The sequence below is a fragment of the Streptomyces sp. AC627_RSS907 genome (assembly GCF_019049165.1).
In genome coordinates this window covers 125,669-152,013 of the sequence record NZ_JAGMUE010000042.1, presented here as the reverse complement: position 1 = coordinate 152,013, position 26,345 = coordinate 125,669, and the positions used below count along the sequence as shown (strand labels likewise).

The window sequence follows — 26,345 nt, the reverse complement described above, 5'->3', positions numbered from 1 at the left end:
TCGGAGTGTCACCGAGGCGAGCGCCCGGCCGCAGCCGGGGTCCAGCACGTGGGCGTCGGGCGGCAGGTCCTCCAGGCCGAGCGCCGGGACCAGGCACTTTGGCAGCGACAGCAGATGAGGGCCCATCCGGTGCTCGACGAGCCACCGGCCGTCACCCGCATCCGCATGCGAGGAGCGCGGTACGACAATGTTGTGAATAGGGCCACGAAATCCGCAAACGATCATTTCCGCCTGCAAGAGTGGTTTCGCATAGCTCATGCGTTCTTTGCGGGCCGTTCACACCATGAACGACTGTTCCCGGTCAAAGATCCACAATCGGAAACCCTGGGAGCACGTTCGTGGCAGCCCTCGCACGCTGGTGTGTCCAACGCCGCCTCGTCGCCGTCCTGCTCTGGCTCCTCGCCTTCGGCGGGGTCGCCACGGCCGCCGTCGTCACCGGCTCCGCGTACTCCAACGACTACGGGGTCCCCGGCACCGACTCCGACCGTGCCTCCCGGCTGCTCGCCGCCGGATTCCCCGGCCACGACGGCGACAGCGACACGATCGTCTGGCACACCACGGACGGCTCCGTCCGCGCCGCCGACGTCGAACAGACCATGACCCGCACCCTGGACCGCATCGCGGACCTGCCCGGGGTGGCCTCGGTGACCAACCCGTACGACGACCCCGACTCGCCCCGGATCAGCGAGGACGCCCGCACGGCGTACGCCTCGGTGACCTTCGCGGACGAGTCCCAGGACGTCGCCCCGGGCCAGGCGCGCACCGTGCTCGACACCGCCAAGGCCGCCGAGACCGACGGGCTCCAGGTCGACATGGGCGGCAGTGCGGTCGCGCTCACCGAGGCGATGGGCAGCCACCTCGCCGAGGCCGTCGGCGTGGCCGTCGCGGCGGTCGTCCTCTTCCTCGCCTTCGGCTCCCTCGCCGCCTCCCTGCTGCCCATCGCCACCGCGCTGGTCTCGGTCGGCACCGCCTACGCCGGTATCACCCTGCTCGGCCACGTCATGACCGTCGCGGACTTCGCGCCCATGCTGGGCACCCTCATCGGACTCGGCGTCGGCATCGACTACGCCCTGTTCATCGTCACCAGGCACCGGCGCGGCCTGAAGCGGGGCCTGTCGGTCACCGAGGCCGCCGAGAGCGCCGTCGCGACCACCGGACGCGCGGTCGTCTTCGCGGGTGCCACCGTCTGCATCGCCCTGCTGGGCATGCTGATCCTCCGGCTGAGCTTCCTCAACGGCGTGGCCGTCGCCGCGTCACTGACCGTCGTCCTCACCGTCGCGGCCTCCGTGACGCTGCTGCCGGCCCTGCTGTCGTACATCGGCCCGCGCGCCCTGAGCCGCCGCGAGCGGCGCCGGCTCGCGGAGCACGGGCCCGAACCCGAGCTGCCCACCGGGTTCGCCGCCCGCTGGTCGGCGCTGGTCGAGCGCCACCCCAAGCTGCTCGGCGCCGTCGCCCTCGTCGTCATCACCGTCCTCGCGCTGCCCACCCTCGGACTGCGCCTCGGCACTTCCGACCAGGGCAACGACCCGCGGGGCACGACCACACGCCAGGCCTACGACCTGCTGGCCGAGGGCTTCGGGCCCGGCGTGAACGGCCCGCTCACCCTGGTCACCAAGGTGAGCGGCGCCGAGGACCGACTCGCCCTGGACAACCTCGGCGCCTCCCTGCGCACCACCGACGGCGTCGCCGCGGTGACGCCGGTGACGTACAGCTCGGCCGGTGACACCGCGTACCTCACCGTCGTACCCGAGTCGGCCCCGCAGTCCAGGGCCACCAGCGACTTCGTCGAACGGCTGCGCTCCGAGGCGCTGCCGCGCGCCGAGTCCGGCACCGCGCTCGACGTGCACGTCGGGGGCGTGACGGCCGGCTACGACGACTTCGCCGCCGTCATAGTGGGCAAGCTGCCCCTGTTCGTCGGCGTCGTCATCGGTCTGGGCTGCCTGCTGCTCCTGCTGGCCTTCCGGTCCGTCGGCATCCCCCTCAAGGCCGCCGCGATGAACATCGCCGCCGTGGCCGCCTCCTTCGGCATCGTGGTGGCCGTCTTCCAGTGGGGCTGGGGGAGTGAACTGCTCGGTCTCGGCAGCGCGGGTCCGATCGAACCCTTCCTGCCCGTGATCATGGTGTCGGTGCTCTTCGGACTCTCCATGGACTACCAGGTCTTCCTGGTCAGCCGGATGTACGAGGAGTGGCTGGAGACCGGTGACAACCGCCGCGCCGTCCGCGTCGGCCTCGCCGAGACCAGCCGGGTGATCAATTCCGCCGCGGTCATCATGATCTCGGTCTTCCTCGCCTTCGTCCTCACCGGTGACCGGGTGATCGCCATGTTCGGCATCGCGCTCGCCGCCGCCGTCGCCCTGGACGCCTTCGTGCTCCGCACCCTCCTGGTGCCCGCCCTGATGCACCTGCTCGGCAGCGCCAACTGGTGGCTGCCGCGCCGGCTGGACGGACTCCTGCCGCGCATCAGCATCGAGCCGCCCGAGTGCCGCGCGGCCCATGAGAGGCTGGCCGCGGCGACGGACGCCGAAGTGGCGGACGTCCTCGAGAAGGAGGAACGGCAGCGGGATGTACGCGATACCACTGGGTGACGACGGAGCCGAACTGCGCCCCCTGGAGACCTGGCACGCCGAGGAGTTCCTGGCCCACCTGGAGCGGGGCCGGGACTTCATCACACAGCACATCCCCTTCGGGGCGAAGGCCACCGACGTCGACTCCGCCCGCGCGCTGCTCCAGTCCTACGCCGACCGGCACGCGACCGACAGCGGCTTCCTGCACGGGCTGTGGCTGGACGGCACGCTCGTGGGCGGCCTGCTCATGCGCGTCTTCGACGCCGCCACCGGCGTCTGCGAGATCGGCTGCTGGCTGGAGCCCGCCGGAACGGGGCGTGGCCTGGTCACACGCGGCGCCCGCGTGCTGATCGACTGGGCGTTCGACGAGCGCGGCATGCACCGCGTGGAGTGGCACGCGTCGTCCGCCAACACCCCGAGCGTCAACGCCGCCCGGCGACTCGGCATGATGCGTGAGGGCGTGCACCGCGAGAGCTTCCCCTACCGGGGCGCCCGCCAGGACATGGAGGTGTGGGCGGTGCTCGCGCCGGAGTGGCGTGCGGCACGCGAGGCACGCGCGCGTGCCGCGCACAAGGATCGTTAAGGGACCTCTCAGACAGCGTCCGTACGGTGCGAGACATGGGAACGAAGACAGTGGACGAGACCGGCCTGAAGACCGACGAGGACAAGACGGACGAGGCGACCGGGGCGACTGAGGCGCCCGGGACCGACGAGAAGGCGGTGACCGGGACCCCGGACGGCGCCGACGCCACGAACGCCGACGCCGAGGACGCCGCCGCGGACGACCTCGCGCGCGGCGCCGCCGGCACCGAGGGCCCCACCGGCGTCGGCCAGGGCGCGGGGGCGGTCGTCTCCGCCGGACTGGGCATCGTCTCGCTGACGGGCAGCTGGGTCGGCACCGTGGCCTCCGCCCGTGAGGCGGTCTTCGGACAACTGGAGACGACCCAGTCGTCGAACGTCCAGACCATGCTCGAAAAGGGGTACGGCGACGCCTGGCAGGCCACCGCGCTCTGGGGCGGCGTCTTCGCCCTGGTCGCGCTGATCGTCGGCGTCGTGGTGCTGGTCCGGCCCGCGTTCGGCGCGCCCGGCAAGCCGCAGGCCGCGTGGATCAAGTCGGTCTCCTGGGCGGGCGTCGCGCTGGGCGTGATCGGCCTGATCCTGGCCGTACTGAAGTACACCGACGTCATGCTGGCCGTGCCGTCCGCGGGCTGACCCTTACCCAGCTCACGGGGGGTCTTAGGGCACCCGGCGCGCACGACGCGCCCGCCCTGAGGCCCCCTCACGCGCGTCTTGAGGCCCTCACCCCGCCGAACTGGTCCGCCGCGCCGACGAGGCCCGGCTGGCCCGCGAGGCCGTCCGCGCCCGTCGCGCCGCCCGCCGGGATGCCCGCCGCGGAGCCGCCCGGGCGGAGAGCCATACGCCCCGGCCACGCCGGCACCGGTTCGCCCGGGCCGCGTGAGCGGGGGGTCCGGGGAGGACGGCGGGACGGCCGTCCTCCCCGAAACCACTGCCGCGCCGCCGGCCCCCCGTGCGATGCTCGGGCCCGTGGAGTCCAGGTCCGTCAGTCCCGTGTTCGTCGGCCGCGCCGGCGAACTGGACACGTTGAACGACGCGCTCGTCCGCGCCGGCGCGGACGAGCCGCAGGCACTGCTGCTCGGCGGCGAGGCGGGCGTCGGCAAGACCCGCCTCGTCGAGGAGTTCGCCGCCGCCGCACGCCGGCGGGGCGCCGTCGTCGCGCTGGGCGGCTGTGTGGAGATCGGTGCCGACGGACTGCCCTTCGCGCCCTTCTCCACCGCGCTGCGCGCCCTGCGCCGCGCACTGCCCACGGAACTGGCCGCCGCCGCCACCGGGCAGGAGGAGGAACTGGCCCGGCTGCTGCCCGAACTGGGCGAGACCGCCACCGGCCCCGGCGGCGGCCGGCACGACGAGGAGAGCGTGGCCCGCCTCTTCGAACTCACCGCCCGCCTGCTGGAGCGCGTCACCGCCCGGCACACCGTCGTCCTCGTCCTGGAGGACCTGCACTGGGCCGACGCCTCCACCCGCCACCTGATCGCCTACCTCTTCCGCACCCTGCGCACCGGCCACCTCGTCGTCCTGGCCACCTACCGCTCCGACGACATCCACCGCCGTCACCCGCTGCGCCCCCTGCTCGCCGGACTCGACCGGCTGCGCACCGTCCGCCGCCTCGAACTGGGCCGCTTCACCCGCGAGGAAGTGGGCCGCCAGATCGCCGGCATCCTCGCCCACGAACCCGACCCGCTCCAGGCCGACCAGATCTTCGCGCGCTCCGACGGCAACGCCTTCTTCGTCGAGGAACTCGCGGTGGCCGCCCGCGAGGGCTGCCGCACCGGCCTCACCGACTCCCTGCGCGACCTGCTGATGGTCCGCGTCGAAGCCCTGCCCGAGAGCGCCCAGCGGGTCGCCCGGACCGTCGCCGAGGGCGGCTCCACCGTCGAGTACCGGCTGCTGGCCGCCGTCGCCGGGCTCGCCGAGGACGACCTCATCGAGGCCCTGCGCGCCGCCGTCGACGCCAACCTGCTGCTCCCCGCGCCCGACGGCGACGGCTACCGCTTCCGCCACTCCCTGGTCCGTGAGGCCGTCGCCGACGACCTGCTCCCCGGCGAGCGCTCCCGCCTCAACCGCCGCTACGCCGAGGCCCTCGACGCCGATCCGACGCTGGTGCCCGCCACCGAGCGCGTGATGCGCCTGGCCAGCTACTGGTACCACGCCCGCGACCCGGCCAGGGCCCTGCCCGCCGTACTGGACGCCTCCGTGGAGGCCCGGCGCCGCCACGCCTACTCCGAGCAGCTCCGGCTGCTGGAGCGGGCCATGGAGCTGTGGAACTCCGTCCCCGACGAGGTCCGCGCCACCCTGCGCCCCGTCGACCGCACCGCGGTCCACCCGCCCTGCGGCCGCGACCCGCGGAGCACGCCCCTGCGGTACCTGGACCTGATGGCCGAAGCCGCCGTCGCCGGGCGGCTGTGCGGCGAACGCGAACGCGCCATGAAGATCACCGACCGCGCGCTGCGCCTGCTGGAGGACGAGCGGGACGCCGCGTCCGGCGCCCCGCCGGGCGGCAGCGGGCAGGACCCGCAGCGCGCCGCCTGGTTCTGGACACAGCGTTCGCTGCTGGTCCAGGCCCTGGGCCGCGGCGACGGCCGGCGCGAACTCGGCGTCGCCCAGGAGCTCGTCCGCGGACTGCCGCCGTCCGAGGTGCACGCCGAGGTACTGGCCATGGCCGCCAACTGGTCGATGCTCCGCGACCCCGGCCCCGACGCGGTGACCGCCGCCGAGCGGGCCGTCGAGTACGCGCGCATGGTGGGCGCCGACGACATCGAGCTCAACGCCCGGCTCACCCTCGGCGGCCTGCTGGTGGACGCGGGCCACATCGACGCGGGACTGGCGCAGATGTACCGGGTCAAGGACGCGGCGGTGGCGCGGGGGCGGGCCGCCGTGGTGGCCCGCAGCCACGTCGACCTGCCGTCCGTCCTGGAGGGCGTCGGCCGCTCCGAGGAGGCGCTCGGCGTCCTGCGCGAGGGCGTCGACCTGACGCGGCGGATGGGGCTGCTGGAGTCCGAGGCCTGGGTGTGGGGCAACCTCGCCGAGTCGCTCATCTCGCTGGGCCGCTGGGACGAGGCGGTCGAGGCCGCGGCCGTGGCCGGGGCCCCGGGCCGGGGTGCCGCACCACGTGGCGGCGCCGCCCTCGAGCGCGCCGCCGTGGCGCTCGCCCGCGGCGAGAGGGCCGAGGCCGGCCGGCTGCTCGCCGACGCCCGCGCCGCCTTCGGCACGCACGACCTCGTGCCGCAGCACCGCCTGCCCCTGGCCGCCCTCACCATCGCCTTCGCCGCCGCCGAGGGCCGCGTCCTGGACGCCCGCGCGGAACTGCTCCGGGTCCTGGACGCGGGCTTCCCGCCCGGCACCCAGCGTTTCGGGTGGCCCCTGCTGGTGTCCGCCGCCGGGACCGAGGCCGACGCCCGCGGTCTGCCGGCCGCCGAGGAGGGCCGCGCGGGGATCCTGGAACGGCTCGCCGGGGCCGCCAGGTCCCTGACCGCGGGCGCCCCGGTCTGGCTCGCCCACGAGAAGTGGGTCCGCGCCGAACTCCACCGCGCCGAGGCCCGGGACACCCCCGAGCTCTGGTCGGAGGCGGTCACCGCCTTCGAGTGCCTGCAGCGCCCCTACGATCTCGCCCGCGTCCGGTACCGGCTGGCCGGCGCCCTCGTGGCGGCCGGCGGCGAGGACGAGCGCGCTCGCGCCAGGGACCTGCTCCGCCTGGCCCGCAGCGTCGCGGGCCACCTCGGCGCGCGCCCGCTCGCCGACGCCGTCACCCTGCTCGCCCAGCGCGCCCGCCTCCCGCTCGGCCGGGCCCCCGAGCCGGACACCGACCCCCGCGACCCGGCCGGGGCCCTCGGCCTCACCGGCCGCGAACGCGACGTGCTGCGCCTGGTCGCCGACGGCCGCACCAACCGCCAGATAGCCGAGGAGCTCTTCATCTCCCCGAAGACGGCCAGCGTGCACGTCTCCCACATCCTGGCCAAGCTCGGCGTCTCGGGCCGCGGCGAGGCGGCGGCGGTGGCCCACCGGCTGGCGCTGTTCCCGCCCGGAGAACTCACGGCCCGTCCGGCGCGGTGAGGTTTACGCTGGAGGGACGCCGACGGACGGAGACTGGCGTGTTCAACGCGTTCGAGGACCTGTTCGCTCCCGGCCGCAAGCACACCCGCGACGAGCACAATCGCCTGGAACTGACCCGCGAGGACGTCGGCGACGGCGATCCGGGACACGGCCCGATAGACCTCACGTCGGGCAAGGTCGTCGTGCACGTGCCGCGTCCCGAGGACACGGAGCCGAAAGCACCCGCCGGGGAAGCGCCTGCCGGGAAAGCATCCGCCGGGGAAGCGCCCGCCGGGGAAGCGCCCGCCGGGGAAGCGCCCGCCGGGGAAGCGTCCGCCGGGGGCCGCCCCGGTGAGAACTGAACGGCGCCGCGCCTACGTCACCTCCAGCTCCAGAATCCGGTCGTCGTCGTCCTTCGCGTCGCCGCGCCCGTCCGTGTTGCTGGTCACGAGCCACAGCTTGTCGCCGCCCGCCGGGACCACCGTGCGCAGGCGCCCGTACTCGCCCTCCAGGAACGCCTGCGGTTCGGCCGCGGCCTCGGTGCCCTTCAGCGGAACGCGCCACAGACGCTCGCCCCGCAGGCCCGCCATCCAGACGGAGCCCTGGGCGTGGGCGATGCCGCTGGGGGAGGCCTCGTCCGTGCTCCACTGGGCGAGCGGATCGTGGAACCCGGAGCCGCCGCCCTTGCCCTCGGCCTCGGGCCAGCCGTAGTTGCCCCCCGGCCTGATCGCGTTCAGCTCGTCCCAGGTGTCCTGTCCGAACTCCGCGGCGAACAGCCGCTGCCTGTCGTCCCAGGCCAGCCCCTGCACGTTCCGGTGGCCGTACGAGTACACCGGGGAGTCGGGGAACGGGTTGCCGGGCGCCGGTTCGCCGTCGGGGGTCATCCGCAGGATCTTGCCGCCCAGGGACTCCTTGTCCTGGGACAGACCCGTGATGCCGCTCTCGCCCGTGCCCGCGTACAGCATCTTGTCGGGGCCGAACGCGATCCGGCCGCCGTTGTGGACGAAGCCCATGGGGATGCCCCGGAAGACCGTGTCCGGCGCGCCGAGCTGCTGACCGGGGGGCTTCTTCTCGTTGTACAGCATGCGCACGATGCGGTTGTCGGAGGCGGCGGTGAAGTACGCGTAGACCATGTGGTCCGAGGCGAAGTCGGGGGAGAGCGCGATGCCGAGGAGGCCGCCCTCTCCGGCCGGTGACACCCCGGGCACCTCGCCCAGCTCCGTCTTCTTGCCCGTCTTCTCGTCGACCCGCGTGATCGTGGCCTCGCCACGGGAGGAGACCAGCAGGTCACCGCCGGGCAGCGGTGCCAGCCCCCAGGGGCTCTTCAGCCCCGTGGCGACCGTACGGACCACCTTCACGGCGCCCTTCGCGGGCGGTGTCTCCGCGGTGGCCGGGCCGGAGGGCGACGACTGGGCTGTCGTACGGCCGGGGGAGGTGCTCCCGTCCGGGTCCGGCGGACCCGGGTCGTCGGAGGAGCAGCCGGCCGTCAGCAGGAGGGCGGCGGCCAACACGGCCGTCACGGCTCGACGTTGCACGATCATGGTCCCTTCGACGCGGCGGGTTCTCCCTGTCATACACCGCCGAGGCCGTCCAGGTTCCCGATGACCCCGATGTCCCAGGTGTCCCGGTGTCCCGATCTCCCAGGTGCCCCGGCGCCCCGGTGTCCCGATGTCCCGGATGTCCCCGGACACGGCACCCCGGGCCCGGCCGGCCACCCCCCCGTCCGGGAACCACGCGACGGGCGTCAGTCCCAGGACCCCTGCGCCGCCGGCAGCTCGCCCACCTCCGCCAGGTCCCGCACGGTCAGCCGCAGCGCCGACGCCCCCGCGTTCTGCGTCACCCAGCGCTCCTGCTTGGTCCCCGGCACCGCGACCACGTGCGGTCCCTGCGCCAGGACCCAGGCCAGCGCCACCTGTGCCGGCGTGACCCCGTCGCCGTGCCGGGCCGCGATCCGGCGCAGGCCCGCCACGATCGGCTGGTTGGCGGCCATCATCTCGGCGGTGAAGCGGGGGTGCCGGGCGCGCAGGTCCTCCGGTTCGAAGCCCTGTCCGGGCGTCAGCGTGCCGGTCAGGAAGCCGTTGCCGAGCGGCATCGCGGCGAGGAAGCCGACGCCGCGCGAGGCGCACCACGGCAGCAGCGTGCGCAGCGCCTCCGGCGACCACACCGACAGCTCGGCCTGGACCGCGCTCACCGGGAAGACCTGCTGCACCCGCTCCAGCTGCCGGATCGTCGTGTCGTGCAGCCGCGCCCCCGACCGCCGGGCCGACCGCGCGCCGACCGCGCAGAGCCCGAGCGCCCGCACCTTCCCGGCCCGCACCAGCTCCGCCATCGCGCCCCAGGTCTCCTCGACGGGCACCTCCGGATCGGCGCGGTGCAGCTGGTAGAGGTCGATGACGTCCGTCTGCAACCGCCGCAGGGACGCGTCACAGGCACGTTTCACGTAACCGGGGCGGCCGTTGGCCACGATGTGCTGATCGCCCACCAGCAGACCGACCTTGGTCGACACGAAGGCGTCCGACCGCCGTTCCCTCAACACCCGTCCCAGCAGCAGCTCGTTGGTGAACGGGCCGTACATGTCCGCCGTGTCCAGCAGGCACGCGCCCAGGTCCAGAGCCCGGTGCACGGCCCTGACCGACTCGTCGCCCCGCTGCCGCGAGGCGCTGTACGCCCAGTTCATCGGCATGCACCCCAGTCCGACGGCCCCCACCGAGAGTGCCGTCGCGCCGATCGTCCTGCGCTCCACCTGGTCGTGACCCTCCCTCGTCAGGCCACCCAACCTAACCTCTGCCCTTCCGCGTCCCTGACATAGCCTCCTGACATGACTGCTGACGTGTGGCTGCCCATCCCGCCGGACGAGATCGAGGGCCTCCCCGAGGGCCCCGCGTACCGTTACTGGGACGGCGAGGAGACCTTCCCCGCGGACCCGGCCGACTGCGCGTACTACGTCGTCCCCTACATGAAGCCCAGCGGGATCGGCATACGCCCGCTCCCGCGGATGAGCTCCGTCCAGGTCGTCCAGACCCTCTCCGCCGGCATCGACCACGTGGAGCCGGGTCTGAAGCACCTGCCGGCGGGCGTTCGCCTGTGCAACGCGCGCGGAGTGCACGAGGCCAGCACCGCGGAGCTCGCCCTGACCCTGATCCTGGCGTCGCTGCGCGGCATCCCCGACTTCGTCCGGGCGCAGGACCGGGGCGAGTGGCTCGGCGGGTTCCGGCCCGCGCTGGCCGACCGGAAGGTGCTCATCGTCGGGTACGGATCGATCGGCGCCGCGATCGAGGACCGGCTCGTGCCGTTCGAGGTCGCGCCGGTGGTGCGCGTCGCGCGCTCCGCCCGCACCACGGCGCGCGGTCCGGTGCACCCGTTCACCGAACTCCCCGCCCTGCTCCCCCGGGCGGACGTCGTCGTCCTCTCCACCCCGCTCACCGAGGCCACCCGGGGCCTGGTGAACGCGGGCTTCCTGGCCCGGATGAAGGACGGGGCCCTGCTCGTCAACGTCGCCCGCGGGCCCGTCGTCGACACGAAGGCGTTGCTCGCCGAACTGGAGAGCGGGCGCCTCACGGCCGCCCTCGACGTGACCGACCCCGAACCGCTGCCGCCGGGCCACCCCCTGTGGAATGCTCCCGGCACCGTCATCAGCCCGCACGCGGGCGGACCGACCTCCGCCTTCCTGCCGCGCGCCAAGCGGCTGCTGGTGGACCAGTTGAGCCGTTTCGTGAACCGGCAGCCGTTGCGCAACGTGATCCTGACGACAGGCGGGTAGTCCGCTTCAGGTACCCTCCGCGACCTCCCGGAAGCGGTGGGTGCCCGCATATCCGCTGGTCGTCACGGAGCGTAGAGAACCTATGTCCCTGAGTGACGATCCTGGTGTATCGTCCGACAAGGGATGCGCCGCGCACCGTTCGGCGCCGGGGATGGAATCTCAGACTGTGAGGGGGGCGACGGGCGATGCACGGCCTATGGACGAACGACCCGACGCGGCGGAGCCGCCGCCGGCGACCCTGGCGCACGACCACGCGCGGACGGGGTCGGCACGGCCACCACGGCGGCCACCACGGTCACTACGACCCTCACCGGTGCCGGCAGAGCAGCCGCGTGCGGCAGCCCCGGCCGACGGCTCACCGGGACCCGTGGGACGCGGGCGCGGCGCGGACCGGGAGGACCCGGTGAGTCCGGCGCCCCTGCTGCCCACTCTGGACGGAGCGCTGCGCACGCAGTCCCCGCCCGGCCACGTGCCGTCGCGGTGGTCGGCCGCCACCGGCCGCCCGGCCCTCGTCCGCCAGCTCGGTCTGGCCCTGCTCTGCGCGGCATACGCCGTCGGTGCCGCGCTCGGCTGGGGCTCGGAGTACGTCGCCAAGATCATGGGCGACTTCGGGCTGAGCGCCGCCGCGGGCATCGCCGCCGTCTCCTGCTTCCTCTACGCCCGGGGGCAGCACGTCCGCTTCCGGCCGGCCTGGCTGCTGTTCGCCCTCTCCTCGGCGATGGCGGCCCTGGGCAACCTGGTCTGGGGGTGGTACGAGGTCGTCCTGCGCCAGCCCGTACCCAGCCGCAGCTACGCGGACCTGTTCTTCCTGTGCTTCGCGCCGCCCGCCATCGTGGGGCTGCTGGTCCTCGCCAAACGGCCGGTGTCGAAGGCGGGCTGGATCTGCCTCGGGCTCGACGCCTGGCTGATCGGCGGCTCGCTGCTGACCCTGGCCTGGAGCCTGGCGCTCGCCCAGGCGGCGAAGGCCGACGGCGGCTCCAGCGTGGCGCAGTCCGCGCTCTCGGTCGCCTATCCGCTGCTCGACATCGCCCTTGTCAGCATGGTGCTCGCGCTGCACTTCAGGCGGTCGCCGGTCTGCAGATCGGCCGTCAACACCGCCATCGGCGCGCTCGCCCTGACGGTGATGTGTGACGCCCTGTTCACCTCGCCGCTGCTGCACAACAGCTACCGTTCCGGGCAGCTGCTCGACGCGGGCTGGTTCGCGGGTTCGCTGCTGCTCGCGTACGCGCCCTGGGCCGCGTCCCGGCGCGCGCGATCGTCGGACGGGGACGGATCCGGTGAGCACACGCGCGTGGTGTGCGAGCCCACGCCCGGACAGCGCGGCGCCGGCCACCAGCCCGCACCGGACCCCACGACCGCGGTCCCACCCACCCACGCACCTGTGGACACCTTCGTTCCACCCGTCACGCCCGCGCCGGTGCCCGTACCCGTGGCCGCACCCGCGGCGGTGCTCGCGCCGGGCGAGCGCGGCCGCTATCCGGCCTCCCGGCCCATCACCGGGTCGCTGGCCGCGCTCACGCCGTACCTCGCCGCGGCGGTCTGCACACTGGGGATCCTCTACAACGTCCTCAACGGCCGCAGCGTCGACCGCGTCGTGCTGCTGACGGGCGGCACCGTGGTGCTCGCGCTCGTCGTGCGCCAGGGCATCATGCTGCTCGACAACATCACCCTCACCCAGGAACTGGCCCAGAAGGAGAACCACTTCCGCTCCCTGGTGCAGGGCTCCAGCGACGTCATCATGATCGCCGCTCCCAACGGCATCCTCCGCTACGTCTCCCCGGCCGCCGCCGGGGTCTACGGGCGGTCCGCGGAGGAACTGGTCGGCAGCGAACTGGCCGGTCTCATCCATCCGGAGGACCTCGGCTGCGTGGTGCACGAGGTGCGCCGGTTCCTCGCCGCCAGCCCGTTCGAGGAGCCGACCACGCGCATCGAGTGCCGCTTCCGCTCCGGCGACGGCGGCTGGCTGAACGTCGAGTCGACCGTCAACCGCCACCACGGCGGCCTGATCTTCAACAGCCGGGACGTGACCGAAAGAGTGCGTCTCCAGGCGCAGCTCCAGCACAACGCCGAGCACGACCCGCTCACCGACCTGCCCAACCGCGCCCTGTTCACCCGGCGCGTCCAGCAGGCCCTGTCCGGCCGCCGTGCCTCCGACCGGGGTGCCGCCCTGCGCGGTACGGCGGTGCTCTTCATCGACCTCGACGGCTTCAAGGCCGTCAACGACACCATCGGGCACCAGGCCGGGGACGAGCTGCTCGTCCAGGCCGCCCGCAGACTCCACGAGGCCGTCCGCAAGGGGGACACCGCCTCGCGGCTCGGCGGCGACGAGTTCGCCGCACTGATCGTCGGGGACGGCGCCCGGGACCGGGCCGCCCGCGAGGGACACATCCTGGAGCTCGCCGACCGTCTCAGGCTGACCCTCTCGCAGCCCTACCTCATCGACGGCAACGATGTCCGGGTCAACGCCTCGATCGGCGTGGCCTTCGCCGAACCGGGCCTCGGCGCGGGCGAGCTGCTGCGCAACGCCGACCTAGCGATGTACCGGGCCAAGGCGGCCGGCAAGGGACGCGTCGAGCTGTACAGACCGCAGATGCAGCAGGACGTCGTCCGCAAGGCGGAGCTGGCCACGCGGCTGCGGGCCGCCCTGCACGACGGGGAGTTCGCGTTGCTGCACCAGCCGGTGGTCGCCCTGACGGACGGCCGGATCACGTCGGTCTGCGCGCAGGCACGCTGGCGTTCCTCCCAGGGGGTGATGTTCACCCCCGCGGAGTTCCTGCGCGTCGCCGACGACGGCGACAAGACCGCCGAACTGGACCGCTGGGTGCTCCAGGAAGCCGTCGAGCAGGCCGCCGAACGCACGGCGGCAGGGCTGCCGGTGGCCGTGGCCGTCCGTATGGGAGCGCGCCGGCTGCTGGACCGCTCCATGCCGCTGGGCTCCGTGGAGGCCCTGCTGACCCGGCACGGACTGCCCCCCGGCTCCCTTGTGATCGAGCTGTCGGACATCGACCCACGGGTCGGCCTGGACGAGCTCGACCGTCGCCTGAACGCCCTGCGGAGAGTCGGCGTCCGCATCGCCCTGGACGGCTTCGGCAGCGGGTACGCGGCGATCACCGCACTGAGGCGCCTGCCCGTGGACATCCTGAAGCTCGACCGCGGCCTGGTCGAGGGAGTCGTGGAGTCCGCGCGGCTGCACAAGATCACCAGTGGACTGCTGCGCATCGCCACGGACCTCGGACTGCAGTCCGTGGCCGACGGCGTCGATCTGCCCGAACAGATCGTCGCCCTGCGGGCGATGGGCTGCACGCACGGGCAGGGCATGGCCTTCTCCGGGCCGCTGGACGAGTACCGGCTGCGCAGAGCGCTCGGTTCCGGCCACTACCCGGTGCCGCACGGGCCTGTCGAACCGGTGTTCGCGGGCGGCGTCGCCTCCGGGCTCCCGGCCGTCCTGCACGGTGGCACGTCCCTGCGCTCACATAATGAGACTCCCGTCCCACCCACTTGACAGTAGGTGCGTGTGGGGAGGAAGGTCAGTGCCATGCGCACCCGAATTCTCGTACTTGGACAGCGCGTCGGCTGAGCTGGTGATGTCCGGACCGACCCGGACTCCCAGCGACACACATCCGGCGCGCTCCCCTCGCTTGCCTTATGGCACGAGGGGTTTTTTGTTGCACCAGCACCGCTGAGCAACAGTCGCACACCGCCCGAAACCTCGCAAAAACCCTCAGCATCGAGAAGAGAATGCCGATGACCGAGCAGGCCACCGGGGCCCATCACCCGCAGCCGCGGCCCCGATCCGGAGGACAGTCCGCCCCCGAGCACGTCACGGGTGCGAAGTCCCTCATCCGCTCGCTTGAGGAGGTCGGGGTCGACACCGTATTCGGCATTCCCGGGGGCACGATCCTCCCCGCGTACGACCCGATGATGGACTCCGGCCGGGTGCGCCACGTGCTCGTCCGTCACGAACAGGGCGCGGGCCACGCGGCCACCGGCTACGCGCAGGCGACCGGGAAGGTCGGCGTCTGCATGGCGACCTCGGGTCCCGGCGCCACCAACCTGGTGACGCCGATCGCCGACGCGAACATGGACTCGGTGCCGCTGGTCGCGATCACCGGTCAGGTGGTCACCAAGGCGATCGGCACGGACGCCTTCCAGGAGGCGGACATCGTCGGTATCACGATGCCGATCACCAAGCACAGCTTCCTGGTCACCAAGGCCGAGGACATCCCGAAGACGATCGCGGAGGCGTTCCACATCGCCTCGACCGGCCGCCCCGGCCCGGTCCTCGTCGACATCCCGAAGGACGTGCTGCAGTCGCAGACGACCTTCTCCTGGCCGCCGGTCATGGACCTGCCCGGCTACCGCCCGGTCACCAAGCCGCACGCCAAGCAGATCCGCGAGGCGGCCAAGCTCATCACCGCCGCCAAGCGCCCCGTGCTCTACGTCGGCGGCGGCGTGATCAAGGGGCAGGCCACCGCCGAGCTGAAGGTCCTCGCAGAACTCACCGGAGCGCCCGTCACCACCACCCTGATGGCGCTCGGCGCATTCCCCGACAGCCACCCGCTGCACGTCGGAATGCCGGGCATGCACGGTTCGGTCACCGCCGTCACCGCGCTGCAGAAGGCCGACCTGATCGTCGCCCTCGGTGCCCGCTTCGACGACCGCGTCACCGGCAAGCTGGACAGCTTCGCCCCGCACGCCAAGATCGTCCACGCCGACATCGACCCGGCCGAGATCGGCAAGAACCGCGCCGCCGACGTGCCGATCGTCGGCGACGCCCGCGAGGTCATCGCCGACCTGGTGCAGGCGGTCCAGAAGGAGCACAGCGAGGGCAACCGCGGCGACTACACCGCCTGGTGGAAGGACCTCAGCCGCTGGCGCGACACCTACCCCCTCGGCTACGACCAGCCCGAGGACGGTTCGCTCTCGCCGCAGGCGGTCATCGAGCGCATCGGACAGCTGGCGCCCGAGGGCACGATCTTCACGGCCGGCGTCGGCCAGCACCAGATGTGGGCCGCGCACTTCGTCCAGTACGAGCAGCCCGCCACCTGGCTGAACTCCGGCGGCGCCGGAACCATGGGCTACGCCGTCCCGGCCGCCATGGGCGCCAAGGCCGGCATGCCCGACCGGGCCGTCTGGGCCATCGACGGCGACGGCTGCTTCCAGATGACCAACCAGGAACTGACCACCTGCGCCCTGAACAACATCCCGATCAAGGTCGCCGTCATCAACAACGGCGCCCTCGGGATGGTCCGCCAGTGGCAGACCCTGTTCTACAACCAGCGGTACTCCAACACCGTGCTGCACTCCGGTCCCGACGACGTCAACCCGGACGCCCGCGGCACCCGCGTCCCCGACTTCGTGAAGCTGTCGGAGGCCATGGGCTGCTACGCCATCCGCTGCGAGGACCCGGCCGACCTCGACAAGGTCATCGAGGAGGCCAACTCCATCAACGACCGTCCCGTCGTCGTCGACTTCATCGTCCACGAGGACGCGATGGTCTGGCCGATGGTCGCCGCCGGCACCTCCAACGACGAGATCATGGCCGCCCGGGACGTCCGCCCCGACTTCGGCGACAGCGAAGACGACTGAGAGCCGTCAGGACTTTCAAGCAGAGGAAGCAGACCATGTCCAAGCACACGCTCTCCGTCCTGGTGGAGAACACGCCCGGCATCCTCGCCCGGATCGCCGCCCTCTTCTCCCGCCGCGGCTTCAACATCGACTCGCTCGCCGTCGGTGTCACCGAACACCCCGACATCTCCCGCATCACCATCGTGGTGAGCGTCGAGGAGTTCCCGCTGGAGCAGGTGACCAAGCAGCTCAACAAGCTGGTCAACGTGCTGAAGATCGTCGAGCTGGAGCCCACCCAGGCCGTCCAGCGTGAACTCGTTCTGGTGAAGGTGCGCTCCGACAACGAGACGCGCTCACAGATCGTCGAGATCGTCCAGCTGTTCCGCGCCAAGACCGTCGACGTCTCCCCGGAGGCCGTCACCATCGAGGCCACCGGCAGCAGCGACAAGCTGTCCGCCATGCTCAGGATGCTGGAACCGTACGGCATCAAGGAACTCGTCCAGTCCGGCACGATCGCCATCGGCCGCGGCGCCCGTTCGATCACGGACCGCTCGCTGCGCGCGCTCGACCGGTCCGCATAACGACGGAAACGGGCGGTCGGCGCCCCGTCCGGCCGCCCGCATTCCGAGACCCCGAAACTTCCCCTCCCCTCACCGCATACGGTGGGACGCAACACCTGCACACAAGGAGAGAACCCAGTGGCCGAGCTGTTCTACGACGCCGACGCCGACCTGTCCATCATCCAGGGCCGCAAGGTCGCGGTCATCGGGTACGGCAGCCAGGGCCACGCCCACGCCCTGTCGCTGCGCGACTCCGGCGTCGACGTGCGCGTCGGTCTGCACGAGGGCTCCAAGTCCAAGGCCAAGGCCGAGGAGCAGGGCCTGCGCGTGGTGAGCCCGTCGGAGGCCGCCGCCGAGGCCGACGTCATCATGATCCTGGTCCCGGACCCGATCCAGGCCCAGGTCTACGAGGAGCACATCAAGGACAACCTGAAGGACGGCGACGCGCTGTTCTTCGGTCACGGCCTCAACATCCGCTACGGCTTCATCAAGCCCCCGGCCGGCGTGGACGTCTGCATGGTCGCCCCCAAGGGCCCGGGCCACCTGGTGCGCCGTCAGTACGAGGAGGGCCGCGGCGTCCCGTGCATCGCCGCCGTCGAGCAGGACGCGACCGGCAAGGCGTTCGCGCTGGCCCTGTCCTACGCCAAGGGCATCGGCGGCACCCGCGCCGGTGTCATCAAGACGACCTTCACCGAGGAGACCGAGACCGACCTCTTCGGTGAGCAGGCCGTCCTCTGCGGTGGTACCGCCGCGCTGGTGAAGGCGGGCTTCGAGACGCTGACCGAGGCCGGCTACCAGCCGGAGATCGCCTACTTCGAGTGCCTGCACGAGCTGAAGCTGATCGTGGACCTCATGTACGAGGGCGGCCTGGAGAAGATGCGCTGGTCGATCTCCGAGACCGCCGAGTGGGGCGACTACGTCACCGGCCCGCGGATCATCACGGACGCCACCAAGGCCGAGATGAAGAAGGTCCTCGCCGAGATCCAGGACGGCACGTTCGCCAAGAACTGGATGGACGAGTACCACGGCGGTCTGAAGAAGTACAACGAGTACAAGAAGCAGGACTCCGAGCACCTGCTGGAGACCACCGGCAAGGAGCTGCGCAAGCTCATGAGCTGGGTCGACGAGGAGGCGTGAGCCTCGGGCGCGGGGGCCGGGGCGGACGCCGCCCCGGCCCCCGCGCCCAGCCCCGGGTGACGTCGGACGCACGGCGTTGTCCAACCCGTCCACCCACGGACGGGTGATCCTTCCGCGGAGGCGCAGGACGGCGCCCGCCACGCCACTAGACTGCTGAACAACATACGCGTCAGGCCCACAGCGTCGTGCGTCTTCCACGCGGCTAGCAAACCTCCACCGCATGCGGCCGTCGGGACGGCCGTCCGCATTGGACTTGTGAGGACTCACGTGAGCTCGAAACCCGTCGTACTCATCGCTGAAGAGCTGTCGCCCGCGACCGTGGACGCGCTTGGCCCCGACTTCGAGATCCGCCAGTGCAACGGCGCGGACCGGGCCGAACTGCTCCCCGCCATCGCCGACGTGGACGCGATCCTGGTCCGCTCCGCCACCAAGGTCGACGCCGAGGCCATCGCCGCCGCCAAGAAGCTCAAGGTCGTCGCACGAGCCGGCGTCGGCCTGGACAACGTCGACGTCTCCGCCGCCACCAAGGCCGGCGTGATGGTGGTCAACGCCCCGACCTCCAACATCGTGACCGCCGCCGAGCTGGCCTGCGGTCTGCTCATCGCCACCGCCCGCAACATCCCGCAGGCCAACGCCGCGCTGAAGAACGGCGAGTGGAAGCGCAGCAAGTACACCGGTGTCGAGCTGGCCGAGAAGACCCTCGGTGTCGTCGGCCTCGGCCGCATCGGTGCCCTCGTCGCGCAGCGCATGTCGGCCTTCGGCATGAAGGTCGTCGCCTACGACCCCTACGTGCAGCCCGCGCGGGCCGCGCAGATGGGCGTCAAGGTGCTGTCGCTGGACGAGCTGCTCGAGGTCTCCGACTTCATCACCGTCCACCTGCCCAAGACCCCCGAGACCCTCGGGCTGATCGGCGACGAGGCGCTGCGCAAGGTCAAGCCGAGCGTCCGCATCGTCAACGCCGCGCGCGGTGGCATCGTCGACGAGGAGGCGCTGTACTCGGCGCTCAAGGAGGGCCGCGTCGCGGGCGCCGGCCTGGACGTGTACGCCAAGGAGCCGTGCACGGACTCCCCGCTCTTCGAGTTCGACGAGGTCGTCTGCACCCCGCACCTCGGCGCCTCCACCGACGAGGCGCAGGAGAAGGCCGGCATCGCCGTCGCCAAGTCGGTCCGCCTCGCCCTCGCCGGTGAGCTGGTCCCCGACGCGGTGAACGTCCAGGGCGGCGTCATCGCCGAGGACGTCAAGCCGGGTCTGCCGCTCGCCGAGCGCCTCGGCCGCATCTTCACCGCGCTCGCGGGCGAGGTCGCCGTCCGCCTCGACGTCGAGGTCTACGGCGAGATCACCCAGCACGACGTGAAGGTGCTGGAGCTCTCCGCCCTCAAGGGAGTCTTCGAGGACGTCGTCGACGAGACCGTGTCCTACGTCAACGCCCCGCTGTTCGCCCAGGAGCGCGGCGTCGAGGTGCGGCTGACCACCAGCTCGGAGTCCCCGGAGCACCGCAACGTGGTCACCGTGCGCGGCACCCTCTCGGACGGCGAGGAGGTGTCGGTCTCCGGCACGCTGGCCGGCCCGAAGCACCTCCAGAAGATCGTCGCCGTCGGCGAGTACGACGTCGACCTCGCCCTCGCCGACCACATGGTGGTGCTGCGCTACGAGGACCGCCCCGGCGTCGTCGGCACCGTCGGCCGCGTCATCGGCGAGGCCGGCATCAACATCGCCGGCATGCAGGTCGCCCGCGCGACGGTCGGCGGCGAGGCGCTGGCCGTGCTGACCGTGGACGACACGGTGCCCGCCGCGGTCCTGGCGGAGGTCGCGGCGGAGATCGGCGCGACGTCGGCCCGGTCGGTGAACCTGGTCTGACCTGACCCGGGGGCTCCGCCCCCGGGCCTCCGTTCGCTCCGAACGGGCCGTCCTCAAACGCCGGACGGGCTGAGTCGATCAGCCTGTCCGGCGTTTTCCGTGGACGTAGGGGGCCGCACCCTGATGTGCCGCAGCCCCATCGCGGCCAGTCCCGCCGCCCCGAGGAGCAGCAGCGCCGCCGCGACCGCGGCACCCCGCATTCCGTCGGTGAACGCCTCGCGTGCCGCCGCGGCCAGGGTGTCTCCCGTGCGTCCCGGCAGTTCGGCGGCGACTGTCAGGGCGCCACCCAGGGTCTCCCGGGCCGGAGCGGGGGCGCCCGAGGGGATGCCGTGGCGGTAGAGGGCCGTACCGATGGACCCGAGGGCGGCCATGCCCAGGGCGCCGCCGAACTCGGTGGCGGTTTCGAGCAGTGAGGAGGCCGCGCCCGCCTTCTCGACCGGGGCCGAGCTCAGGGCCAGGTCGGTGAGCAGCGACAGCACGATGACGATGCCGGCGGCGAGGACGCCGCACGCGGCCAGCACCAGCCACAACGAGTCGGTGCCGGCCAGGGCGAGCAGCCCGTAGCCCGCCGCGGCGATGACGAAGCCGGCCGTCACGACGTACGCGCGCTCGACACCGCGCTGGACCAGCTGGGCGGCGACCGGTGCGGCGGCGCCGATGAGCACCGAGGGCAGCAGACTCCACAGCGCGGCCTCCAGCGCGCTCTTGCCCAGGACCGACTGCAGGTACTGGGTGGTGAAGTACGCCGAGCCCATCATCCCGAAGGCCGACACGGTGTTGAGGACGAGCGCCGGGGTGAAACCGTGCCCGCGGAAGAGGGAGGGCGGGATCATCGGCGAGGCCGCGGTGCGCTGGCGCTGCACGAACAGCGCCGCGAACAGCAGGCCGACGGTGATCGAGACGACGTAGCGGACGTTCCAGCCCTCGGAGGGCAGTTCCTTCAGGCCGTAGACGACGGGCAGTACCGCCGCCATCGACAGCGGGACGCTCAGCAGGTCGAAGCGGCCGGGGGAGGGGTTCCTGGACTCGGGGAGCAGCACCGGGCCGAGGACCAGCAGCAGGACCATGGCGGGCAGGTTGACCAGGAAGACCGAGCCCCACCAGAAGTGCTCGACGAGGACGCCGCTCAGCACCGAGCCGAGTGCGATCCCGGCCGTCATCACGCCGGACCACAGCCCGATCGCCTTCGCCCGCTGGGCGGGATCGGTGAACATCGTGCGGACCAGCGCCATCGTCGACGGCATCAGGGTGGCGCCGCCGACGCCGAGGACCGCGCGGGCCGCGATCAGCGTCTCGGCGGTGTGCGCGTAGGCCGCGAGCAGGGACGCCGCGCCGAAGGCCGCCGCCCCGATGAGGAGCAGCCTGCGGCGGCCGATGCGGTCGCCCAGCGACCCCATCGTCATCAGCAGACCGGCCAGCACGAAGCCGTAGATGTCGAAGATCCACAGCTGCTGGCTGCCGCTCGGTTCCAGGTCCGCGCTGATCTCCGGGATCGCGAAGTAGAGGACGGAGACGTCCATCGAGACCAGCAGCAGCGGGAGCATCAGCACGGTGAGCGCGGTCCACTCGCGGCGGCCGGCCCGGGGCGGGTTGGTTGTCATGCCGGCGACTGTACGCGTGTCCTATACGCACGTCTAGTACACACGTATAGGACATGCGTATGGGACGACTGTATGGGACGGCTGTATGGATCGCGGGGTAGAGTGACGCCATGGGACACCGCGAGGATCTGCTGGAAGGCGCCAAGCGCTGCCTGCTGGAGAAGGGCTTCGCGCGTACGACCGCGCGGGACGTCGTCAAGGAGTCGGGGACCAACCTGGCGTCCATCGGCTATCACTACGGCTCGAAGGACGCGCTGCTCGCCCAGGCCTACATCTCGCTGGTCGAGGAGATGGGCGACGCCTTCGAGGGGGACCGGGCCGCGTTCGACAGGACCGCACCCGGCTCGACCGAGCGGTTCCAGATCGTGTGGTCCAACATCATCCGGACCATGCGGGAGCCGGGGTCCATCTGGCACCTCAGCATGGAGATCGTGGTCATGGGTGACCGGATGCCCGAGGTGCGCGACCATCTGGCGCGGGCCCAGTGGGAGGCCGGGCGCGGCCTCATCCCCTCGCTCATGGGCGGCCGGGAGGAGGACGTCTCCGACGAGACGGCGGACACCCTCGGCATGTTCTACGTGACCCTGATGACGGGGCTCATCGCGCAGTGGACCTTCGATCCGAAGTCCGCCCCCGAGGCGGAGCAACTCACCGAGGGGCTGCGCCAGGTGATCGCGGCCGCTACAGGCGACAGGCCTTGAGCGCCATGTGCAGCAGCAGCCGGTCCTCGCCGTCGTCCAGGTCCAGGCCCGTGAGCTGTTCGACGCGGGAGAGACGGTAGTACAGCGTCTGACGGTGGATGCCCAGCCCGGCAGCCGTGCGGCCGGCCTGTCCCGCGCAGTCCAGGTACGCCTCGGCGGTGCGGGCCAGTTCCCGGTGGGCGGGGGAGAGCAGCACCCGCACCGCCGGATCGTGGGCGGACCGCGGGGGCAGCGCGGTCAACAGGCGGAACGGCCCGATGGACGTCCACTCCGCGACCGGGCCGAACCGCGCCTCGGCCCGTGCCGCCCGGGCCGCCGCCGACGCCTCGCCCCAGGCCGCCCCCAGCTCCGCCAGTCCGGTGCGCGGCGCGGAGACCCCCGCCGCCGCCCCGGCCCCGCCCGCACCCCGCGCCCGCTCCAGCAGCCGCCCCGCCGCCGACGTCGCCGGGGTCACCGCGTCCGCCGAGCGCAGCCGGACGAGCAGCGCCAGTGACTGTCCGGCGGTCTCCCACGGCACCGTGCACAAGGCCGTCGCCCCCGGCACCGTACGCACCGAGGGCGCGTCGTCCGGGTCGGCCGAGGGCCAGGGCGCCACGCACACCACCGCGTGCGGCGTGTCCGCGCGCGAGCCCAGCGCGGTGCGCAGTTCCGCCACGGCCATGTCCCGCTGCCAGTCCCTTTCGGCGGTCAGCACCGCCCGCAGCTCCCGGCTCAGGTCGGCGCCGTGCTGCGCCTCGTCCGCGAGCAGGGCGCCGATGCGGACGGTGACCTCCATGGCCGCCGTGAGCTGCCGCTGCGTCGGGCCCGGGTCGGTGTCCAGGAGCCACACGTACCCCAGCACCACACCCCGATGGCGCACCGGCAGACACGTGCGCCCCCGGTACACGCCCGCCTCCGGAGTCGGGGGGATGCGGACCGGGCCGGTCGCGCGGGCGATGCCGAAGCTCTCGAACCAGGCGCGGACCGCCGCGGTGGAGCGCCGGGTGAGGATCGAACGGGTGCGCACCGGGTCCAGGGCGGAGGGGTCCAGGTCGCCCTCGCTGTCGTACGCGCCGAAGGCGATCAGCTCGAAGTCGCGGTTCTCCAGGGTCGCGGGCGCGCCCAGCAGCTCGGAGATCTCGTCGACCAGCTCCTGGTAGTCGCCACGGGAACCTCCGGAGCTTCTGGAATCCGACGTCACCCGGGCATTCTGCCGCATTTGTGGAGGCCCTTCATACACCTGTCTGAGATCTGCGGCACGGATGCGTGACAGCTGTCGATGGTCGGCGATCGGGGGGATCCTTAGATTTCACGGTGGTTCTCCGTGCCGTTCCCGAATCGTCGGGTGGCGGCCCCTGTGTTGGTTGGTAAGTGGAGGTGCCCCGTGCTGGGTCCCGTGATTCTCGCCGCGTCGCGCAGCGACCGGATGCGTCGTCTGGTTTCGGCCGCGCCCGTGACCAAGCCGGTCGTCGACCGGTTCATCCCCGGCGAGACGGTCGACGAGATCGTGCCGATCATCCGGGAGCTGACCGACCAGGGACTGGAGCTGACGATGGACGTCGTCGGCGAGGACATCACCAGCCCCGCGCAGGCCGAGGCCGCCCGGGACGCCTACCTGGAGCTGATCGACCGGCTGAAGCCGCTGGACCTCGGCCCCCGCGCCGAGATGTCGGTGAAGCTGTCCATGTTCGGCCAGGCGCTGGCCGGCGGGCACGAGCTGGCCCTGAAGAACGTCCGCCCGGTCGTCGAGGCCGCCGCAGGGATCGGCACCACGGTCACCCTCGACGCCGAGGACCACACCACCCTCGACTCGATGTTCGCCATCCACGAGGAGCTGCGGAAGGACTTCCCGCAGACCGGCTGCGTCATCCAGGCCTACCTCTTCCGCACCGAGGCCGACGCGCGCCGCCTCGCCGACAGCGGCTCTCGCGTACGGTTGGTGAAGGGCGCCTACAAGGAGCCCGCCGAGGTCGCGTACCAGCAGCGTCACGAGATCGACAAGGCGTACGTGCGCATCCTGCGGACGCTGATGGAGGGCGAGGGTTACCCGATGGTCGGGTCGCACGACCCACGTCTGATCTCCATCGCCCAGGAGCTGGCCCGGACCGCCGGACGCAAGCTCGACGAGTACGAGTTCCAGATGCTGTACGGCATCCGTGGCGACGAGCACCTGCGGCTGGCGGCCGAGGGTCACCGCATGCGCGTCTACACCGCCTACGGCACCGACTGGTACGGCTACTTCATGCGCCGTCTGGCGGAGAAGCCGGCCAACCTCCGGTTCTTCGTCCGCTCGATGGTCACCAAGGGCTGAGCCCGCACCCGCTCGCACAACCCGCTGAAGTCAAGGAGCTACGGAACCCATGGACGCTGTGACCCAGGTCCCCACCCCCGTCAACGAGCCGGTGCACGGCTACGCCCCCGGCTCGCCCGAGCGCGCCCGTCTGGAGGCCAAGCTCAGGGAGCTGGCCGACAACCCGATCGACCTGCCGTGCACCATCGGCGGCGTCAAGCGGATGGGCGGCGGCGAGCGCTTCGACGTCGTGCAGCCGCACAACCACAAGGCACGCCTGGGCACCTACGCCAACGCCACCCAGCAGGACGCCCAGGACGCGATCGACGCCGCCCTGGCCGCCGCCCCGGCGTGGCGCGCGATGTCCTTCGACGACCGCGCGGCGATCATCCTGCGCGCCGCCGAGCTGCTGTCCGGCCCGTGGCGCGAGACCATCGCCGCCTCCACCATGCTCGGCCAGTCCAAGACGGCCCAGCAGGCCGAGATCGACAGCCCCTGCGAGCTGGTCGACTTCTGGCGCTTCAACGTCCACTACGCGCGGAACATCCTGGCCGAGCAGCCCCCGGCCAACTCGCCGGGCGTGTGGAACCGCCTGGACCACCGCCCGCTGGAGGGCTTCGTCTACGCGATCACGCCGTTCAACTTCAGCGCGATCGCGGCCAACCTGCCCACCGCCCCGGCCCTGATGGGCAACGTGGTGGTCTGGAAGCCGTCCCCCACCCAGACCCACGCCGCCGTGCTGCTCATGGAGCTGCTGGAGGAGGCCGGTCTGCCCAAGGGCGTCATCAACCTGGTCACCGGCGACGGCCTGGAGGTCTCCGAGGTCGCCCTGAACCACCGCGACCTGGCCGGCATCCACTTCACCGGCTCGACCAAGACCTTCCAGCACCTGTGGAAGACGGTCGGCAACAACATCGAGAAGTACCGCACCTACCCCCGCCTGGTCGGCGAGACCGGCGGCAAGGACTTCCTGGTCGCGCACCCGAGCGCCGACCGCGCGGTGCTGAAGACCGCCCTGACCCGCGGCGCCTTCGAGTACCAGGGCCAGAAGTGCAGCGCCACCTCCCGCGCCTACATTCCGGCGTCGATCTGGAACGACGGCTTCAAGGAGGAGTTCGCCGCCGAGGTCGACTACCTCACCATGGGTGACGTCACCGACCTGTCGAACTTCATCGGCGCCGTCATCGACGAGCGGTCCTTCGCCAAGAACAAGGCCGCCATCGACCGCGCCAAGGAGGACGACACCTGCACGATCGTCGCGGGCGGCTCCTACGACGACTCGGTCGGCTACTTCGTCCGCCCGACCGTCATCGAGTGCACCGACCCGGAGAACGAGGTCTTCCGCACCGAGTACTTCGGTCCGATCCTCGCCGTGTACGTGTACGACGACAGCTCCCCCGAGAAGTACGACGAGATGCTGACCCAGATGGAGTCGGTGTCCGACTACGCCCTCACCGGCTCGGTCATCTCCAACGACCGCGCGGCGGCGGCGTACACGATGGAGAAGCTGCGCTACGCGGCCGGCAACTTCTACATCAACGACAAGTCGACCGGCGCCGTCGTCGGCCAGCAGCCCTTCGGCGGCGGCCGTGCCTCCGGCACCAATGACAAGGCCGGCGCCCCGCAGAACCTGATGCGCTGGACCCTGACCCGCGCCATCAAGGAGACGCTGGTCGCACCGACCGACTACACGTACCCGCACATGGGCTGAGGCCCGCGA

Annotated in this window: 18 protein-coding genes; 14 read left to right on the top strand and 4 right to left on the bottom strand. The window is 72.0% G+C overall.

Translation table 11 applies throughout. The annotated features are described in order from the left end of the window. Positions 1-338 precede the first annotated feature (338 nt). The 5 genes from KUM32_RS11880 (at position 339) to KUM32_RS11860 (ending at position 7,534) form a co-directional block, all read left to right on the top strand. Positions 339-2,585 (top strand): MMPL family transporter, encoded by a 2,247-nt coding sequence (locus KUM32_RS11880; RefSeq protein ID WP_217141811.1) that lies wholly within the window; start codon positions 339-341, stop codon positions 2,583-2,585. Continuing rightward, the gene (locus tag KUM32_RS11875; protein WP_217141810.1) at positions 2,563-3,147 is read left to right on the top strand and encodes a GNAT family N-acetyltransferase; all 585 of its coding nucleotides are present in this window, start codon (positions 2,563-2,565) and stop codon (positions 3,145-3,147) included. The genes KUM32_RS11880 and KUM32_RS11875 overlap by 23 nt, the downstream gene beginning before the upstream one ends. 35 nt (positions 3,148-3,182) lie before the next feature. After that, positions 3,183-3,776 (top strand): hypothetical protein, encoded by a 594-nt coding sequence (locus tag KUM32_RS11870; protein WP_217141809.1) that lies wholly within the window; start codon positions 3,183-3,185, stop codon positions 3,774-3,776. 321 nt (positions 3,777-4,097) lie between these two features. Beyond that, positions 4,098-7,193, top strand: coding sequence for a LuxR family transcriptional regulator (locus KUM32_RS11865; protein ID WP_217141808.1), 3,096 nt, complete (start codon positions 4,098-4,100; stop codon positions 7,191-7,193). Between the two features lie 38 nt (positions 7,194-7,231). After that, a complete protein-coding gene (locus tag KUM32_RS11860) occupies positions 7,232-7,534 on the top strand; it encodes a DUF6191 domain-containing protein (RefSeq protein ID WP_217141832.1) in 303 nt (100 codons plus the stop codon). Between the two features lie 12 nt (positions 7,535-7,546). Here KUM32_RS11860 and KUM32_RS11855 read toward each other — a convergent pair whose 3' ends face one another. Both KUM32_RS11855 and KUM32_RS11850 read right to left on the bottom strand, forming a co-directional pair. Further along, positions 7,547-8,746: a sorbosone dehydrogenase family protein gene (locus tag KUM32_RS11855; RefSeq protein ID WP_217141807.1), complete on the bottom strand. Its 1,200-nt coding sequence runs from the start codon at positions 8,744-8,746 to the stop codon at positions 7,547-7,549. Positions 8,747-8,916: 170 nt separating this feature from the next. Then, positions 8,917-9,915 (bottom strand): aldo/keto reductase, encoded by a 999-nt coding sequence (locus tag KUM32_RS11850; RefSeq protein WP_217141806.1) that lies wholly within the window; start codon positions 9,913-9,915, stop codon positions 8,917-8,919. 75 nt (positions 9,916-9,990) lie between these two features. On the opposite strand from KUM32_RS11850, the gene KUM32_RS11845 reads away from it, so the two are divergent. From KUM32_RS11845 to serA, 6 genes are all read left to right on the top strand, one after another. Beyond that, a complete protein-coding gene (locus KUM32_RS11845) occupies positions 9,991-10,932 on the top strand; it encodes a 2-hydroxyacid dehydrogenase (protein WP_217141805.1) in 942 nt (313 codons plus the stop codon). Between the two features lie 196 nt (positions 10,933-11,128). After that, the gene (locus KUM32_RS11840) at positions 11,129-14,434 is read left to right on the top strand and encodes an EAL domain-containing protein (protein WP_254405389.1); all 3,306 of its coding nucleotides are present in this window, start codon (positions 11,129-11,131) and stop codon (positions 14,432-14,434) included. Between the two features lie 242 nt (positions 14,435-14,676). After that, positions 14,677-16,521 (top strand): acetolactate synthase large subunit, encoded by a 1,845-nt coding sequence (locus KUM32_RS11835; RefSeq protein ID WP_217141803.1) that lies wholly within the window; start codon positions 14,677-14,679, stop codon positions 16,519-16,521. A gap of 35 nt (positions 16,522-16,556) precedes the next feature. Next, positions 16,557-17,081, top strand: a complete 525-nt coding sequence (ilvN, locus tag KUM32_RS11830; RefSeq protein WP_216723142.1) for an acetolactate synthase small subunit — start codon at positions 16,557-16,559, stop codon at positions 17,079-17,081. Between the two features lie 117 nt (positions 17,082-17,198). Beyond that, positions 17,199-18,197 carry a ketol-acid reductoisomerase gene (gene ilvC, locus KUM32_RS11825; protein WP_217141802.1) on the top strand — a complete coding sequence of 333 codons (999 nt, stop codon included), beginning with the start codon at positions 17,199-17,201 and terminating at the stop codon, positions 18,195-18,197. 267 nt (positions 18,198-18,464) lie between these two features. Beyond that, a complete protein-coding gene (gene serA, locus KUM32_RS11820) occupies positions 18,465-20,054 on the top strand; it encodes a phosphoglycerate dehydrogenase (protein ID WP_217141801.1) in 1,590 nt (529 codons plus the stop codon). A 53-nt stretch (positions 20,055-20,107) separates the two neighbouring features. Here the strand turns inward: serA and KUM32_RS11815 are convergent, their stop codons facing one another. Then, complete coding sequence (locus KUM32_RS11815) at positions 20,108-21,655, bottom strand: MFS transporter (protein WP_217141800.1); 1,548 nt, start codon at positions 21,653-21,655, stop codon at positions 20,108-20,110. Positions 21,656-21,765: 110 nt separating this feature from the next. On the opposite strand from KUM32_RS11815, the gene KUM32_RS11810 reads away from it, so the two are divergent. Further along, positions 21,766-22,356 (top strand): TetR/AcrR family transcriptional regulator, encoded by a 591-nt coding sequence (locus KUM32_RS11810; protein WP_217141799.1) that lies wholly within the window; start codon positions 21,766-21,768, stop codon positions 22,354-22,356. On the opposite strand, the gene KUM32_RS11805 is transcribed toward KUM32_RS11810, so the two are convergent. Then, complete coding sequence (locus KUM32_RS11805) at positions 22,337-23,554, bottom strand: CdaR family transcriptional regulator (protein ID WP_217141798.1); 1,218 nt, start codon at positions 23,552-23,554, stop codon at positions 22,337-22,339. The two genes, KUM32_RS11810 and KUM32_RS11805, sit on opposite strands and share 20 nt — an antisense overlap. 165 nt (positions 23,555-23,719) lie before the next feature. On the opposite strand from KUM32_RS11805, the gene KUM32_RS11800 reads away from it, so the two are divergent. Together KUM32_RS11800 and pruA are read left to right on the top strand one after the other, a co-directional pair. After that, the gene (locus KUM32_RS11800) at positions 23,720-24,646 is read left to right on the top strand and encodes a proline dehydrogenase family protein (protein WP_217141797.1); all 927 of its coding nucleotides are present in this window, start codon (positions 23,720-23,722) and stop codon (positions 24,644-24,646) included. 49 nt (positions 24,647-24,695) lie between these two features. Continuing rightward, positions 24,696-26,336 (top strand): L-glutamate gamma-semialdehyde dehydrogenase, encoded by a 1,641-nt coding sequence (gene pruA, locus KUM32_RS11795; RefSeq protein WP_217141796.1) that lies wholly within the window; start codon positions 24,696-24,698, stop codon positions 26,334-26,336. Positions 26,337-26,345: the final 9 nt, after the last annotated feature.

Excerpts from the sequence above, each read along its gene's own strand:
- KUM32_RS11875 (WP_217141810.1), top strand. The coding sequence starts at position 2,563 with ATGTACGCGATACCACTGGGTGACGACGGAGCCGAACTGCGCCCCCTG.
- KUM32_RS11870 (WP_217141809.1), top strand. The coding sequence starts at position 3,183 with ATGGGAACGAAGACAGTGGACGAGACCGGCCTGAAGACCGACGAGGAC.
- KUM32_RS11865 (WP_217141808.1), top strand. The coding sequence starts at position 4,098 with ATGCTCGGGCCCGTGGAGTCCAGGTCCGTCAGTCCCGTGTTCGTCGGC.
- KUM32_RS11855 (WP_217141807.1), bottom strand. The coding sequence starts at position 8,746 with ATGACAGGGAGAACCCGCCGCGTCGAAGGGACCATGATCGTGCAACGT.
- KUM32_RS11845 (WP_217141805.1), top strand. The coding sequence starts at position 9,991 with ATGACTGCTGACGTGTGGCTGCCCATCCCGCCGGACGAGATCGAGGGC.
- KUM32_RS11840 (WP_254405389.1), top strand. The coding sequence starts at position 11,129 with ATGGACGAACGACCCGACGCGGCGGAGCCGCCGCCGGCGACCCTGGCG.
- KUM32_RS11835 (WP_217141803.1), top strand. The coding sequence starts at position 14,677 with ATGACCGAGCAGGCCACCGGGGCCCATCACCCGCAGCCGCGGCCCCGA.
- ilvN (WP_216723142.1), top strand. The coding sequence starts at position 16,557 with ATGTCCAAGCACACGCTCTCCGTCCTGGTGGAGAACACGCCCGGCATC.
- KUM32_RS11815 (WP_217141800.1), bottom strand. The coding sequence starts at position 21,655 with ATGACAACCAACCCGCCCCGGGCCGGCCGCCGCGAGTGGACCGCGCTC.
- KUM32_RS11810 (WP_217141799.1), top strand. The coding sequence starts at position 21,766 with ATGGGACACCGCGAGGATCTGCTGGAAGGCGCCAAGCGCTGCCTGCTG.
- KUM32_RS11805 (WP_217141798.1), bottom strand. The coding sequence starts at position 23,554 with ATGCGGCAGAATGCCCGGGTGACGTCGGATTCCAGAAGCTCCGGAGGT.
- pruA (WP_217141796.1), top strand. The coding sequence starts at position 24,696 with ATGGACGCTGTGACCCAGGTCCCCACCCCCGTCAACGAGCCGGTGCAC.